Consider the following 13,802-nt stretch of genomic DNA (forward strand, 5'->3'; position numbering starts at 1 on the left):
GCACCCCGCTTTTTTGCATAAGCTTTGAAACAGTTGCACATCACATCTTCAGCAAATATTCATTGTCACCGACCTGCAACCTGAACCGCTTCAGAATGGACAGAATCAGAAGTCGTACAAGATGAGCGATGCACCGTCAAAACAGAACAAGGCGCATGATGCAAAACGTAGTTGCTGACGCTACCCATGAGCAACTCAGTTAAACCCGATCGCCCTCGCCGTCCCAATACGATTAAGTCAGCATCCCAATTTCTTGCCAGAGTACAGATCGTGACACCAGGGTTACCAGCATTCTGAGTGAACTCTGTGGGAACGCCTTGGGAGATCGCCTCCTCTGCTCGTAGCTTCAGGAAGTCAATTCCCTCTTGCTTATAAGCTTCCCACTGATGTTGGTAAACATCCAACGCCTCACTATGAATTCCTGGGTAGTACTCTAAACCGTAGAAACCAGGGAAAACGGGGCTGCCATCCTCATCGCTAGACAAAACGTGGAGCAACATCAGACAAGCGTTAGCCTGTTTTGCCAGAGACACTGCCTTTTCAAGCACCGATGCACTCATGTCAGACTTGTCTAGCGCAACCAGAATCTTGTGAAACATATCGTTTCCTCCAACGTCCCGATACTTTCGTTATAGGAGAACAAGTTGGAGATGTTGTGAGGAAGACTAAAAAATTAACCGCTCTAGTCTCTAGCGCTTAGCTTATTTCTACGAGACTCTAGCACCAGAGGAATTGCAATCCACGCGACCAGAACCAACAGCGCAACAATCGTAAACTGAGCCGCCCAACCTACTAACTGGTCAAGTGGAATCAAACGACCTGCAAAGTAGGAGAGGCTGACAGTGACAGAAGCCCAAGTTGCTGCACCAGCAAAGTTGCAGAGAAAGAACTGGTAGTAAGGCATTCGGGCAATACCGGCTAGCGGTCCAGCAAAAATTCTCAAGATTGCAATAAATCGCCCTAAAAAGACAGCTTTGCCTGCGTTCTGGCTGAACTGATTGCGGACTTCTTCCAGTTGCGCTTCTTCGATCCGAAAGATACGTCCTAAACGGGTGATGAGCGACCAACCGCCATAAAAGCCCAGCCAATAGCCACAGCTATCTCCAATTACAGCTCCAGCGATCGCACTCCCCAACACAAGCCAATAATTTAGTTCGCCACTGCCAGCCAAAAATCCACCAACCAGGGTAATTGTTTCCCCAGGGATCGGAATTCCGGCATTTTCCAGCATAATCCCGAGAAAAACTGACCAATAGCCGTATTGATGTGCGATTTCCTTTACGGTTTCCAGCGATATCAGCTCAAAAGACATGCAATACAGCCTTCACAAAGTTTTATGAACCTCTCTCATGATCTTGGCTTATGCCAGAGGATTGTGTCAATCAACCGAATTACAGGAATTTCACGCCATTTTGACTGCTTCAGATTCAGGTTCGTAAATCCGATGAGCAGCGTTGGACGAAATCGTTAAATCCATAATGGGCTGATTGGTCAAACAAAGCCAGTGGCAGGCAAACAAATCAGGAGATTGAACGCCCAGACTGGCAATCGCTGGAGCCGCCGGAAACGGCAACAAGCGGTCAAAGCAGATTGCTTCTCCTCGAAAGCCAAACTGAATGAGATAGGTCGCAGGTGGAGCAGAGAGCGATCGCAACAGCCGCTGACCCAACCGGTAAAGCGACTGCCGCCAACGGTCTGATAAATGCAGTGGTTGAAAAAAGGCAGATGATGAAGCTACTTCAGCCCCTCCAGATTCAGTACCGATCGCTTCTGCATAGAGCGTTCCCTTTGCCGTCAACACGATAGGCAGCCAAAACTGCCCTGTGCCTGTTGAATAACCCAACTGCTCAACATGCTGTCGCATATCTGAAATGTTTCGGCAAGCACGATATATCTCGCGTCCCGCAAATGCGACGGAGTCAGGCAGTTTCAAAGTCAGTGGACAAATCCGATCAGCTTGATCTAAAGAGAAATTCTGTAAAGACGCTGCTGAGAGAGTTTCTACCGTAACACGAACTGAGCTAGAGGGATCAGCTGGAAAGGCGGCGATCGCCTGCTTCAGCGCAGCTATCCCTTGACCCAGTTCTATAGAAGTCTCAATCCATTCCTGTTGATCTGCAGCGTCAACCAGAATTAGAACTCGCGCCACTAGACATTGCCAAAGGAGGGAATTGACTTAGCGCTAGCACCAATCCGAGGAAAGCTAGGCAGATCAATCTGGCTAGAACGACGGCTTCTCACCGCCAGGCGATAGCTAACACTTTGCAGTTCAGCATGAAGCTGGCGATTTTCTCGCTGGATTCGAGCCACCTTTTCTCTCACTGGAATCATCCGTTCAGCAAACTTTTGCCGATAGATATTCGGTAGCTCTTGCACCACCTGTTCGAGCATTCGAGAGCGATCGTTTAACTCCTGAACAGACTGTCGCAGTTGATAAATCTCGCTATCTCGATCCGAGATTTGCTCCTGATAAAACGTCACCTGTTGCTCAACGCCCTGAAGCTGTTCTCGCAGCGCTCGCATTTCTGCTTGATGGCGTTCAGAAACTTCGGGACTGGGCATAAAGCCCGTATTGCCTTTAACCAAACGAAACAGCTCTTGAGAAAGTTGTTGCACAAGCTGATCGCGCATTTGCAACTCTTCGCGCAGGCTAGCTGCTTCGGCTTGAAGATCGGGATTAGGAGTGTGGGAGTAAGTCACGTTACGGCTCCGATAGGCTCAATCAAATTTTGTTCCCAACGGCGGGGGGGAGAAGCGCGGCGGATGTCTCGCCAAATTGCTGTTGCAGCTAATGTACCATCTGCGACGGCAATTGACACCTGGTTTAAACCGTCTTTTAAATCTCCAACCGCAAAAATGCGAGAATGTGAAGTTCGGCACATCGAATCTGTTACCAGATTGTTGCCTTTCCACTGAAGCTCCAGCCCTTTCAGGTACTCATTGTAAAAGTGAGAACCCATCGCTACTAGCCCAGTTTGTAACTCGACCGTAGAGCTATCTGCTAGCTCTACGCCGGTCATCTCGTGGTCGTGTCCTAAGAAGCGGCGAATTGGCGTTTCAACCAGCGGATAGCCGTAATCCTTGAGCTTTTGCCGCATTTCAGGATTCACCTCTGTCAAACCCTGCGTGAACACGGTGATGTAAGGGGTAAACCAATTCAGCACGAAGGCAGTGTTAATGGCAGCTTCAGTGTTTACAAACAAGCCACATTTGAGATCGGCAATTTCATACCCATCGCAAATCATGCAAACGTGCAGGTTATAGCCTGCATAGTCGTACACGTTTTGCATGTCTTCAAGCTGCGGCAGGTGGTCGATCAGTCCGCTAGCCGCAATTAAATATTTGGAACGAAACACAGGATAAATGCTGTCTTGCTTACCCAGTTTGACCTTGACGGCAAAGGTATCTCCTTCATCCTGTACATCTTCGACGAAGCCTCGCAGGTGGTCGCCCCCCAATGAGAGCAGATGGTCTTGCCCTTGCTGCAAAAGATCCCGTCCAGGTGTAGTTGGCGGTAAGCCCAGATAATTTCGCAATTCCTGCATCCAGAAAGAACGTCCTCGCCCTTTTTCGATGACAAGACAAGAAAGCCGATAGCGCTGAAGGTAGATTGCAGCGGACAGCCCACCCGCCCCGCCGCCTACGATAATCACGTCGTAGAGATGGTTTGACCGCTCATCCAGGTTCTTTTTAGAAAGTTTCATGGCTCACCTGATTCGCTGAACACTAAAACGGAGGAAGGGTATCCTTCCTCCAGCCTAGCGCTTGAAACTTAATCACTCTTGATCTGGGAAGGATTCAGATGACCTGACTATATCTTCGAGTGGGCTTGTAGGTAGCTAGAAGCAGCGAGTTAAGTGATTAAACTTCGGCGGCGATCGCCTCTTCAACTTCCGCAGCAGGCACTTCATGCTTGGTGGTGAGATAGCGAATCACTTCATCACTCAAACGCATTGCTCGTTCCAAAATCGCAACTGCTTCGCCAGGAGCTTTGTAATTCATTTGAATATAGACTCCTTCCCGCTGCTTTTGGATTTCGTAAGCCAAACGCCGTCTACCTCGATGCTGGGTTTCAACATCCTGCGCTCCCTGCTCCCGCAGCAGGCTTTGGTACTTCTCAATCGCCTGATCGGTTAGCTCATCTCCCAGATCAGAACGCAGAATATACATGGTTTCATAGATATAGTTCATGTCGATAATCTCCTTGTGGACTAGTGGCTTCTGGTTGCAAAATTGACCCGGCTGGGGAAAATGGAGGAGTAGGTAAGCTTACTTACCTCGTCACATTTACCTCGTTCCATTAGGCTTTTCGACCAGAAGCAAGGAATTACGATCATATCCTAGTTGTTACCAATCTACCCACATCTGCTTTATTGATCGACTGATTAACTCGTCAAAATTTTTAGATATTCATTAATTTACTGACTATGGCGCAGCGCTACGTCCGAATTCAGACTTTAGCAGGGAAACTTTACTATGGCTTATTGCACCTCGATCGACGGGTGCAAGTGTTAGATGCTCCCCCTTGGCTGAAAGGACAGCCAACAGACCAGGAGATAGCGCCAGAGGACTATCAGCTTTTAGCTCCCTGTGCGCCCTCAAAGATTGTCGCAGTTGGCAAGAACTACATGAAGCACGCTGCCGAAATGGGAGGAGAAGTACCCAAAGAGCCGCTGTTATTTATGAAGCCATCTACCGCTATCACGGCACCAGAATCCCTGATTCACTATCCTCCTCAGTCCCAACGGGTAGACTATGAAGGAGAATTGGCGCTGGTGATTGGCGATCGCTGTGTAGATTGCACGGCTGAAGCGGCTCAGTCCAAAATTTGGGGCTACACTATCGCCAATGATGTGACCGCACGAGACTTGCAGAAGCGGGACGGGCAATGGACAAGAGCTAAAGGCTTTGATACTTTCTGTCCGCTAGGACCGTGGATCGTGCGAGAGCTAAGTGTAGGCGCACAGCTCCAAACTTTTCTAAATGAAGATCCTGACCCCGTGCAGTCTGCATTAACCAGCGAAATGGTATTTGCTCCTAATGTTTTAGTGTCATACATTAGCCAAGTGATGACTTTGCTGCCTGGAGATGTGGTACTAACTGGAACACCAGAAGGCATTGGGCCCTTGCAAATTGGCGATCGCGTCCGTATTGAAATTGAAGGAATTGGCTGTCTGGAGAATACCGTTGCGGTCCGACAACCCAGCGAAATGACAATCAGTTAAGTGATACTGATCCAAAAGTAATATCTGGATTCCAAATAGAGCAGTTGAATTTTCGACCTCCTGATAGAAGTCATAAAACTACTGGCTAAATAATCTAGTAGATGTGTCCGCGCTGTGGTTTAGTTGCTTTGGAAATTCCGAGCCAGTTCTAGATCACACTGCAAAAGGACGCGTGTATAACATAAACGACCTCCTCCAGCTAATTGCTGGAGGAGGTTTATTTCTCTAAGAGCCAGAGTTTCGCCCTACCTCTCTTTCTTGTCCTAACCGAAGTGGATAGCACTATAAACCCAAGTCAACAGCGATCCGGTGGGCACAGGCAAAACCAGAAAAAGCAACCGCGTTTAAGCCTTGCCCTGGGAAGGTGCTGTCACCCACACAGTAAAGTCCGGGGACGGCAGTACGATTAAATGGCATGCCTAACAATCCCAGCAACTTGCGGGTAGGAATGGGGCCATAAGTACCATCATCTCGTCCTAAAAAGCGTCGATGAGTGCGTGGAGTTCCCGCCTCTTGATAATCCAGCGCAGCAGACAATCCAGGAAATAGTTTTTCTAAGCGACTGACAATCTGGTCTGCCACCTTGTCTTTTTTTTGCTGATATTCGCTGGGAGACAAGCCCTGCCAGTCTTCAATCCAGCTTGGCGTAAAGGTATGCAGAATGTGATGCCCAGATGGAGCCAAATCGGGGTCAAGCAGGGTTGGAATAGACAGAAAAATGGTTCCTTCTGCATCTTCCATGCGGCTCCAATCTTCTAGCAAAATGTGGTGGCACTCTGTACCAGGAGGCAGCACATCTGCCTTTACACCTAAATGCAAACTGAAGAAGCTGGGGGATTTTTGATAGCGCTGCTGCCATTTTTGCTCGGCACGGGGCATATCTGACTTGGGCAACAGTTTTTCAAAGGTATCCCAACGAGTGGCATTGGAAACAATTCGTGTTGCCCGATAGACCTGCCCAGACGCTAAGCGAACGGCGATCGCCCGCCCTTTTTCGCGAATGATTTCTGTCACTCTGGCTTTGTACTGAATCTGACTACCGGCTTTTTCCAGTCCTTCTACCAGCTTTTGAGCAATCTGACCGACTCCACCTTTGGGATAATTGATGCCGCCATAGTGGCGATCGGAAAACACCATGCCCGCGTTAATCATGGGAGTTAGGTCTGCCGGAACCACCGACCAACAGTAACACTCCATGTCAATAAACTTGAGCAACTCCGGATCTTGAATATAGCGACGGGCAAGATCACCCACATTTTGGGGTAAATACTTCACCAAGCCTAAACAAGCAAACGGATGCTGAAAAAACACCCGCGTCAGGTAGCGAGGCTCTTCAAGCGACAGCAGATCCATTGCGTTCAGACAGTTAAATACCTTCCAGCATTCATCGTAAAACTGACGAATGCCCTGCTGCTCATGGGGAAATCGAGCAGTTAATTCTTGCAAAAACTTCTCATAGTCTCGGTGAACTTTTAGCTCTAGCTGATCCGGCAAATGGTACTGAATCTGTACCGGATCGGGGATTGTTTCTAAGCTGACCCCCACTGCCTCTAAGGCGCGAGTCAAGAGGTTTGTGGTTCCCTGTTTGCCAAAACCAAAAATCATTGATGCGCCAACATCAAAACGATAGCCCGAGCGCTCAAAATAGCCCGCACTACCTCCTGGAATTACGTAGCGCTCTAGCACTAACACCTTCGCACCCTTAGCCGCTAGCTGGGTTGCAGTGACTAGTCCACCAATTCCGGAGCCAATTACGATCACATCAAAACTGTCTGCCGAATTAACCTTTGCGTCCACTCTTGCAGTTGTCGGGGCGTGAGAATCTTGAGACGTGGATGGATGTGCAGCAGTAGATTGCTCATAAGGTTCAGAAGTAGCAGGCATAAAGGCAGTTGGAGTAAGGCGTTTAGCTGAAAAATCCTACTCTTCAGTGTATCCCACTCTGGATTGCTTGATTTGCCAGGATTCTAGCGTCGGATTCTGGAACAGGATGATAGACAAAAAAAAGGGGGATTAGTCTGCTGACCAACCCCACCTGCCGATCCTTTGAGAGGAGAACACTGAAAACAATATAAGCTTATTGAAAATCAATGTCAACACTAATGCAAAAGACTTTCAATAAGCCTGCTTTTTCTAAGGGCATGCTGGCTGGGCTGACTAGATAGATGGACTTTGTGGAAGCTAGCAAGTTTGAGCAATGCTGAATATTGCCTCACAAGAACAGAGTATGATTAGGGCAAATTTCTGCATAACTACCGTCATTTTTTCTGGCAATGGCTCCCCAACTGCGCGTTCACGTTCCACCTCACCCGCTGATTAGACACTGGCTAGCTGTTGCTCGTGATGAATCGACTCCCTCCGTTCTCTTTCGCAGCGCTATGACTGAACTGGGGCGCTGGTTGACCTACGAAGCAATTCGCGATTGGCTACCTATTGTGGAAACAACGGTGCAAACTCCGCTTGCGTCCTGCCCAGCAACGTTTATTAATCCAGAAATTCCAGTTGCGGTGGTGCCTATTCTACGTGCTGGGTTAGCTCTTTTGGAGGGAGCACAGGCGTTGTTGCCGCTTGCTTCGGTTTATCACCTCGGTCTGGTGCGGAATGAGGAAACGCTGGAAGCAACCTGCTATTTAAACAAGCTCCCAGAGCAATTTGCACCCCAAACCCGAATTCTGGTTAGCGAGCCGATGCTGGCAACGGGCGGAAGCAGTCTGGCAGCAATGGCTGAGTTGGTAAAACGGGGAGCCGACCCAGAACTAGTGCGTATTATTTCGGTGGTCACAGCACCTACAGCTTTACAAAAACTGGGTGCTGCTTATCCAGGATTGAATATTTATGCAGCCACAATTGACGAAGGGCTAAACGACAAGGGCTACATTGTTCCCGGGTTGGGAGATGCAGGCGATCGCACCTTTGGCACCTAAATATTCATGCTCAAACCTAGATCAACATAGGTAAAGATAGAATTTTCTTCTGAGCCTAAACGTCAGCATTGTAGGCAACTTTTTGGTGGGCAACCTCCTCTTCTAGCGAGTAAGCTGTGAGGGAGTCATCAGAGATCACTCCGAGTTTCTTTCAGTGGTTAATTATGAGTCAGCGTGATAGTTTTCTTGGCGGGTTTTTACTAGGAACTGTTGTCGGCGGTGTAGTAGGTGGCGTCTTAGGCGCAGTGGTTAGCTCTAAGCTCACCCAGGACGAAACCTCATCTGAGGATTTTCCTAAGCTTAAAAATAAAGCAGTCCGCAGGCGTCCATTTAGCCCTCCCACTGAGCAGAGCATTGAAGCGGCCCGCCGTGGATTAGAAGGCAAAATTGCTGAACTGAATGAGGCAATTGATGATGTGCGTCAGCAACTCAGTAGCACCAACGGTATGCCTAAGCATGAGGGAGGAGAGCGGGCGATCGCCAGAGATTAGGAGCAACAAGAAGAGATGAAGGATGAGGTGAAATACTTTTCTCCCCTCGCCCCTAACCCCCGCTCTAACCCTTCCTGCCAAGCTACTTGAACTTCAGAGTTGTACTGATTGATTCATCCTGAGGCTACAGGTATCCGTTAGACTGAATTCATGTCTAGGTTATTCATACCTTTAGCCAACAAGTTCCTATAGCTTAGGAAAGCGCAGTATCCATGACTGACCCAATTACTCTGATTGCCGAGCCGATAAGTATCTTCTTGAGAATCTATATCGCTCTACTGTTCATTCGCATCCTGTTGAGTTGGTTTCCTACCATCAACTGGATGAATCCTCCATTTTCTATTCTCAGTCAATTGACCGACCCTTACCTCAACGTCTTTCGCTCTTTTATTCCCCCGCTGGGTGGCATCGATCTGTCCCCAATGCTTGCTATTTTTCTGCTTGGTTTTGTTGCTCAAGCAGTCACAGGATTGGCAGGTGGCGGACAACTAGCAATGTACTAGTTAACGCTTCAGAGCAAACAATTCACAGCAAACGCGAACAGGGGTCTGGCAGTGCCAAACCCCTGTTTGCTATTTATTACTCCCTTCCCGCTTGAAGATTAGGTACTAAAAACTATCGTCGAACCTTGCCAACAAAGCCAGATGCTTTGAACTGCTCTAGCTTCAGCGGTGTGGGCTGATTGGCCGCAACGGTGACACGCAGTTCAAAGTCACTCGCTCCTGGAGGGACCTCCTCAATGGAGCCAAGCCGCGTGCGGTTCTGCATTACGGGGTTGTTATTGGCATCATAGATACGCCCGAAAATATCGGCATTGAGAACGGGCTTACCTGAGTCGTTCTGAGCCTTGCCAGTGATGATAAAGCAATTTGCTGCTCGACTCGCGCCTCCTGGCGTGACGGTTCCTTCTGCGATATCGGCGGGGCATTCGTGATAAGACAAATCAGACAATTTAATCTGAGTAAGTGCCCACGCAGCAGGAGTTGAAACCCAGCTCAGCAGCCAAATACAGCAAGATACAATAGCAACAATTAGTACTCGGGACTGCATAGACTTAACCTTAAAGTTCAAATATATGAAGTGATCTAACATTTCTCAGCTTAGCGTGAATTGATTTGAGAAACGCTGGAAGGGCAGCAATAAATCATCCTAAAGAGGAGCATACTGGAAGACTTTGCAGTTTATAAATTCGTTAAGTTAGAGTTAATCATCCTAATTTGAGATGAACGCTGGATGTTTGTTTTTTTACATTGAAGTCAGCCCAAGGAAAAGTCATAGGCACTGTGCCTAACATTTGCATCTACTCAATATTTGTGTCTAGTATTTGCTATGACCAAAGCCGAAATTGAAGCCGTCTTAAAAGCAGCTTTTGGCAAGTGTGAGGCTGCCGGATATCCACTTGAGGCTGAACAAAAGCAAATTCTTTTGGCGGCGGCGATCGCCCTGAGCCAAAGTCAGTCGGCAGGGACAGCTTCACAGAACGGTAGTAGCGAAACAGACTCCCCCCCAATTGAGCCCGAGAATCCGCTGAATGAGCTAACGCCTGAGCAGCGAACAGCTTTGTTGCAATTTATCCAGATGCAAGAGCAAGAGGGAATTCCCTGGAAGGTGCAACTGCTAAACGATTGGCTGGAGGGGCGTGAGTCAGGGGCAATTCAATTTATTCGCGATTTGTATGGACCGCAATGGTTAGAGCAAGTGCAGCCTTTCCACGTCGCGGAGTATGCAGAAACCGCTGTATCGCTGAAACTGGGCGATCGCATCGAAGTGTCTAACAATCTCTGGGAATGGGTGCAGGAAGAGGGCCCCTGCAGCCGAGAGTGGTTTGGCTGCACAGTGATTCACGTCAGCCAAGCTTCTGATAGCAACGGCATCATGCCTGCAAGCTATAGCACCTACACAAACTGCATGATTCGCTTTGACAACGGCATGGAATACGAAATCCAGGGTGTTTACGAATGGAATCGATATAACTGGCGCTGGCTGAAATAGGAAAGACGAGGATAAACTCAGACCTCAAAACTCAAAACTTCTTTCAATGCTCGCCGCATCACCTCCACAGGAACAGGTTGACCGAGCCAAAGTTGGAGAGCAGCAGCCCCTTGCTGTATCAGCATTTCCAAACCATCAATGGCGATCGCTCCTTGTTTCTCAGCGAGCTGCAAGAAGGTTGTAGGGCGTGGTGTATAAATCAGGTCATAGGCGATCGTCTCTACTCTTAGCAACTTCATCTCATCCAGCGTTAACGGAGAGGCATCGTTGTGAGGGTGCATTCCAATCGGCGTTGTGTTGATCAGCAGATCTGCCTGGGGCAGCAGTTGGGGCAGTTCCTCCCAGAGATGAACAGAAAGCGTAGGAGAAAGGGGAGAATTCGCCCAATCACGATGAAAGGCCTCGAGCTTTTGGCGATCGCGTCCCACCACCTGCATTTGGGTACAGCCAAGTTGGGCACAGCCTGCGACAACGGCTCTGGCGGCTCCACCATTTCCCAAAACAACGGCGATATTTTGGTTCCAGTGCCGCTGGTGGATGTAGAGGGGAGCTAGAAATCCGGTTACGTCGGTGTTAGTGCCGCCCCAGCCTCGCTCAGTGCGGTAGACCGTGTTAACGGCTCCGACTGCTTGAGCAATCTCAGAAATTTCTGACAGAAATGGTATGACTGCCTGCTTGTGGGGAATAGTGACGTTAAAGCCCTGCACTCCAGTTGCAGCAAAGCCTGCGATCGCCTGCTCTAGATATTCGGGCGGCACCGGAAAGGGCAAATAAGCATAGTCAGCTTCCAAATGGGCGATCGCGGCATTGTGCATGACCGGGGATAGCGAGTGAGCGATCGGGTAGCCAATTACCCCTAACAATTTCGTTGTTGCCGTGATCCTTGTATTTTTAGCCATAGGAAGATTAACCTAAAAGTTTAGGGTCTTGATGCCGATCTAAGATTCTGTGTAAGAATCATTAAACATGCACGTTGAGCTACCATGCTAGGGACGTTACTGGGTGGGCGATACAAACTCATCACCGCATTGGGAGCTGGCGGATTTGGTCAAACTTATCTCGCAGAGGACATTCAGCATCCCGGTGGTTTGCGCTGCGTCATTAAGCATTTTAAGCCCGCTAGTCGAGACAGCAAGTTTCTTGAAGTAGCTCGTCGCCTGTTTGATACCGAAGTTGGGGCCCTTGGCAAACTGGGACAACACGACCAGATTCCTGAGCTGTTGGGCTTTTTCGAGGAAAATCGAGAATTCTACCTGGTTCAAGAATTCATTGATGGACATCCGCTGAGCGAAGAAATTTCTCGTGCTAGCCGTTTGAATGAAGCAGAAGTCGTTGCCTTACTCAAAGATGTGCTGGGCGTGCTGGAGTTTATCCACAAAAATCAGGTCATCCATCGCGACATCAAACCTGGCAACCTGATTCGACGACGACAAGACGGCAAAATTGTCTTGATCGATTTTGGAGCCGTCAAAGAGATTCGCACTCAAATTCAGGGCGAGTCAGGACAGACAGGTTTCACGGTCGGCATTGGTACTCAAGGTTACACACCGGGCGAACAGCTTTTAGGTAAACCTCGTTTTAGCAGCGACATTTACGCATTGGGTGTCACTGCAATTCAGGCAGTAACGGGCTTGCAGCCTTCCCAACTGCCCGAAGACCCAGAAACTTCCGAACTGATTTGGGAAGATTACGCCAGCATTAGCCCCGGCTTAGCGTTTATTCTCAGTCAAATGGTGCGACACCACTTTAGCAAGCGCTACCAGTCTGCGAGTGAGGTGCTGTGGGCGCTAGATCGGCTATCTGAGTTGCCTACAGACCTGACTTCCACGCCACAAGCCTTACTGCCATCAATGCTCATGCCAGAAGCGATGATGCGTGAGCAAACGATGCTGGCACCAGCAGAAACTTTGACACAGCGAGTTAAGTTGGGGTTAAAAGTGGTGGCGATCGCTACCCTCGCTATCACCAGTATGGTTCTGGGTGCCCGAGAAATGGGTTGGCTCCAGAATCCAGAAATTGCGGCTTTTGACCAGATGACGCGGCTTCGCAAAGATGCCCCACCAGACCCTCGGCTGCTGGTCGTTGCCATTACTGAAGCCGATCTTCAAGCGCTAGGGCGACCTACCCCTTCCGATGCCTCTGTGACTCAGGTATTGCAAACCCTACAGGGTTATCAACCTCGTGTGATAGGGCTTGATCTATATCGGGAGCTTCCTCAAGAACCCGGACATCAAGAGCTATTGCAAGTACTGCAGCAGTCTGACGATATTATCGCCATTACTAAACTGGGCACCTCTGAAGCAGATTACATTCCGCCTCCGCCGGGTGTGCCTGAAGAGCGAGTTGGATTTAATGATTTCGCGATCGACAACGATGATGTCATCCGTCGGCATTTACTGATCGGCAGCAACGAGCAAGGAGTATATTACTCTTTTGGACTGCGATTAGCCTTTAAGTATTTGGCAGCAGAAAATATCGAGCCTCGTCCAAGTGAAGCTAACTCTGACAATATGCAGTTGGGCAATACAGTATTTCTGCCCCTAGAACCGACGGCAGGTGGCTATCAGAAAGCGGACTGGGGTGGCTATCAGGTGATGCTGAACTACCGTGCTGCGACAAATGTAGCTAGACAAGTTTCTTTCACTGATGTGATGAACGGCAAAATCGAGCCGGACTGGGTTCGCGGCAAAATTGTGTTGATCGGCACAACTGCTCCCAGCGGCAAAGATTTGTTTAATACGCCCTACAGTGCCGTGCGTCAGACTGACTATCGAATGCCAGGAGTCATCGTTCATGCTCAAATGGTCAGTCAAATTCTTAGTGCTGCGATGGACGGGCAACAGCCTTTTTGGTACTGGCCGGATTGGCTGGAGATGATCTGGGTAGCAGGTTGGGCGATCGCGGGTGGCTGTGTTGCCTGGATGGTTCGCCATCCCGTGAGTTTAGGCGTAAGCAGCGTCGGGATGCTGATCGTGCTCACCGGAACGGCACTGTTTATCTTTGTCATTGGTGGCTGGGTGCCCGTTGTGGCTCCTGCGATCGCCTTGGTGTCCACCATTAGCGTAGTAACTGTTTATCGCAGCTACAAACCTCAGCCGCCGCTGATTCAAACTAAAGTAATGTGGCAAACGATAGAGACGAGAACGTTGCCCCGGGGGAGGGGCTAGGTT

At 49.1% G+C, this 13,802-nt stretch carries 15 protein-coding genes; 6 read left to right on the forward strand and 9 right to left on the reverse strand.

The window, feature by feature from the left end; all coding sequences use genetic code 11:
* Positions 1-65 precede the first annotated feature (65 nt).
* The 6 genes from H6F93_RS25970 to rpsF all read right to left on the reverse strand — a co-directional run bounded on the left by H6F93_RS25970 (position 66) and on the right by rpsF (position 4,191).
* A complete protein-coding gene (locus tag H6F93_RS25970) occupies positions 66-599 on the reverse strand; it encodes a universal stress protein (RefSeq protein WP_190687268.1) in 534 nt (177 codons plus the stop codon).
* An 83-nt stretch (positions 600-682) separates the two neighbouring features.
* Complete coding sequence (locus tag H6F93_RS25975; RefSeq protein WP_190687271.1) at positions 683-1,312, reverse strand: DedA family protein; 630 nt, start codon at positions 1,310-1,312, stop codon at positions 683-685.
* Positions 1,313-1,402: 90 nt separating this feature from the next.
* Positions 1,403-2,149 carry a hypothetical protein gene (locus H6F93_RS25980; RefSeq protein ID WP_190687274.1) on the reverse strand — a complete coding sequence of 249 codons (747 nt, stop codon included), beginning with the start codon at positions 2,147-2,149 and terminating at the stop codon, positions 1,403-1,405.
* Positions 2,149-2,700: an Npun_F5560 family protein gene (locus H6F93_RS25985; protein WP_190687277.1), complete on the reverse strand. Its 552-nt coding sequence runs from the start codon at positions 2,698-2,700 to the stop codon at positions 2,149-2,151. The genes H6F93_RS25980 and H6F93_RS25985 overlap by 1 nt, the downstream gene beginning before the upstream one ends.
* Positions 2,697-3,704 carry an NAD(P)/FAD-dependent oxidoreductase gene (locus tag H6F93_RS25990; protein WP_190687280.1) on the reverse strand — a complete coding sequence of 336 codons (1,008 nt, stop codon included), beginning with the start codon at positions 3,702-3,704 and terminating at the stop codon, positions 2,697-2,699. Before H6F93_RS25990 ends, H6F93_RS25985 begins: the two co-directional genes overlap by 4 nt.
* Positions 3,705-3,861: 157 nt before the next feature.
* Positions 3,862-4,191 (reverse strand): 30S ribosomal protein S6, encoded by a 330-nt coding sequence (gene rpsF / locus H6F93_RS25995; RefSeq protein ID WP_190645223.1) that lies wholly within the window; start codon positions 4,189-4,191, stop codon positions 3,862-3,864.
* 236 nt (positions 4,192-4,427) lie between these two features.
* Here rpsF and H6F93_RS26000 point away from each other — a divergent pair, with 236 nt between their 5' ends.
* Positions 4,428-5,225, forward strand: a complete 798-nt coding sequence (locus tag H6F93_RS26000) for a fumarylacetoacetate hydrolase family protein (RefSeq protein WP_190687282.1) — start codon at positions 4,428-4,430, stop codon at positions 5,223-5,225.
* A gap of 282 nt (positions 5,226-5,507) precedes the next feature.
* Here the strand turns inward: H6F93_RS26000 and crtH are convergent, their stop codons facing one another.
* Positions 5,508-7,109, reverse strand: coding sequence for a carotenoid isomerase (crtH, locus tag H6F93_RS26005; protein WP_190687286.1), 1,602 nt, complete (start codon positions 7,107-7,109; stop codon positions 5,508-5,510).
* A gap of 389 nt (positions 7,110-7,498) precedes the next feature.
* Here crtH and upp point away from each other — a divergent pair, with 389 nt between their 5' ends.
* The 3 genes from upp (at position 7,499) to H6F93_RS26020 (ending at position 9,143) form a co-directional block, all read left to right on the forward strand.
* The gene (gene upp, locus H6F93_RS26010; RefSeq protein ID WP_190645220.1) at positions 7,499-8,149 is read left to right on the forward strand and encodes a uracil phosphoribosyltransferase; all 651 of its coding nucleotides are present in this window, start codon (positions 7,499-7,501) and stop codon (positions 8,147-8,149) included.
* 164 nt (positions 8,150-8,313) lie between these two features.
* Positions 8,314-8,640: a ssl2009 family thylakoid membrane protein gene (locus H6F93_RS26015; protein WP_190687289.1), complete on the forward strand. Its 327-nt coding sequence runs from the start codon at positions 8,314-8,316 to the stop codon at positions 8,638-8,640.
* A 212-nt stretch (positions 8,641-8,852) separates the two neighbouring features.
* Positions 8,853-9,143, forward strand: coding sequence for a YggT family protein (locus H6F93_RS26020; protein WP_190645218.1), 291 nt, complete (start codon positions 8,853-8,855; stop codon positions 9,141-9,143).
* Positions 9,144-9,255: 112 nt separating this feature from the next.
* Here H6F93_RS26020 and H6F93_RS26025 read toward each other — a convergent pair whose 3' ends face one another.
* Positions 9,256-9,690 (reverse strand): hypothetical protein, encoded by a 435-nt coding sequence (locus H6F93_RS26025; protein ID WP_190645217.1) that lies wholly within the window; start codon positions 9,688-9,690, stop codon positions 9,256-9,258.
* Positions 9,691-9,969: 279 nt separating this feature from the next.
* On the opposite strand from H6F93_RS26025, the gene H6F93_RS26030 reads away from it, so the two are divergent.
* On the forward strand, positions 9,970-10,632 hold the full coding sequence (locus H6F93_RS26030; protein ID WP_190687292.1) for a hypothetical protein: 663 nt from the start codon (positions 9,970-9,972) through the stop codon (positions 10,630-10,632).
* A 17-nt stretch (positions 10,633-10,649) separates the two neighbouring features.
* Here the strand turns inward: H6F93_RS26030 and H6F93_RS26035 are convergent, their stop codons facing one another.
* Positions 10,650-11,531, reverse strand: coding sequence for a shikimate dehydrogenase (locus H6F93_RS26035; protein WP_190687295.1), 882 nt, complete (start codon positions 11,529-11,531; stop codon positions 10,650-10,652).
* Between the two features lie 84 nt (positions 11,532-11,615).
* Here H6F93_RS26035 and H6F93_RS26040 point away from each other — a divergent pair, with 84 nt between their 5' ends.
* Positions 11,616-13,799, forward strand: a complete 2,184-nt coding sequence (locus H6F93_RS26040) for a CHASE2 domain-containing protein (RefSeq protein WP_190687298.1) — start codon at positions 11,616-11,618, stop codon at positions 13,797-13,799.
* The last annotated feature ends 3 nt before the right edge of the window (positions 13,800-13,802 follow it).

The sequence above is a fragment of the Leptolyngbya sp. FACHB-671 genome (genome assembly GCF_014695745.1).
GTDB lineage: Bacteria > Cyanobacteriota > Cyanobacteriia > Elainellales > Elainellaceae > JAAUTN01.

Coding starts and splice junctions, on each gene's coding strand:
- H6F93_RS25970 (WP_190687268.1), bottom strand. CDS start 599: ATGTTTCACAAGATTCTGGTTGCGCTAGACAAGTCTGACATGAGTGCA.
- H6F93_RS25975 (WP_190687271.1), bottom strand. CDS start 1,312: ATGTCTTTTGAGCTGATATCGCTGGAAACCGTAAAGGAAATCGCACAT.
- H6F93_RS25990 (WP_190687280.1), bottom strand. CDS start 3,704: ATGAAACTTTCTAAAAAGAACCTGGATGAGCGGTCAAACCATCTCTAC.
- rpsF (WP_190645223.1), bottom strand. CDS start 4,191: ATGAACTATATCTATGAAACCATGTATATTCTGCGTTCTGATCTGGGA.
- H6F93_RS26000 (WP_190687282.1), top strand. CDS start 4,428: ATGGCGCAGCGCTACGTCCGAATTCAGACTTTAGCAGGGAAACTTTAC.
- crtH (WP_190687286.1), bottom strand. CDS start 7,109: ATGCCTGCTACTTCTGAACCTTATGAGCAATCTACTGCTGCACATCCA.
- upp (WP_190645220.1), top strand. CDS start 7,499: ATGGCTCCCCAACTGCGCGTTCACGTTCCACCTCACCCGCTGATTAGA.
- H6F93_RS26015 (WP_190687289.1), top strand. CDS start 8,314: ATGAGTCAGCGTGATAGTTTTCTTGGCGGGTTTTTACTAGGAACTGTT.
- H6F93_RS26020 (WP_190645218.1), top strand. CDS start 8,853: ATGACTGACCCAATTACTCTGATTGCCGAGCCGATAAGTATCTTCTTG.
- H6F93_RS26025 (WP_190645217.1), bottom strand. CDS start 9,690: ATGCAGTCCCGAGTACTAATTGTTGCTATTGTATCTTGCTGTATTTGG.
- H6F93_RS26030 (WP_190687292.1), top strand. CDS start 9,970: ATGACCAAAGCCGAAATTGAAGCCGTCTTAAAAGCAGCTTTTGGCAAG.
- H6F93_RS26035 (WP_190687295.1), bottom strand. CDS start 11,531: ATGGCTAAAAATACAAGGATCACGGCAACAACGAAATTGTTAGGGGTA.
- H6F93_RS26040 (WP_190687298.1), top strand. CDS start 11,616: ATGCTAGGGACGTTACTGGGTGGGCGATACAAACTCATCACCGCATTG.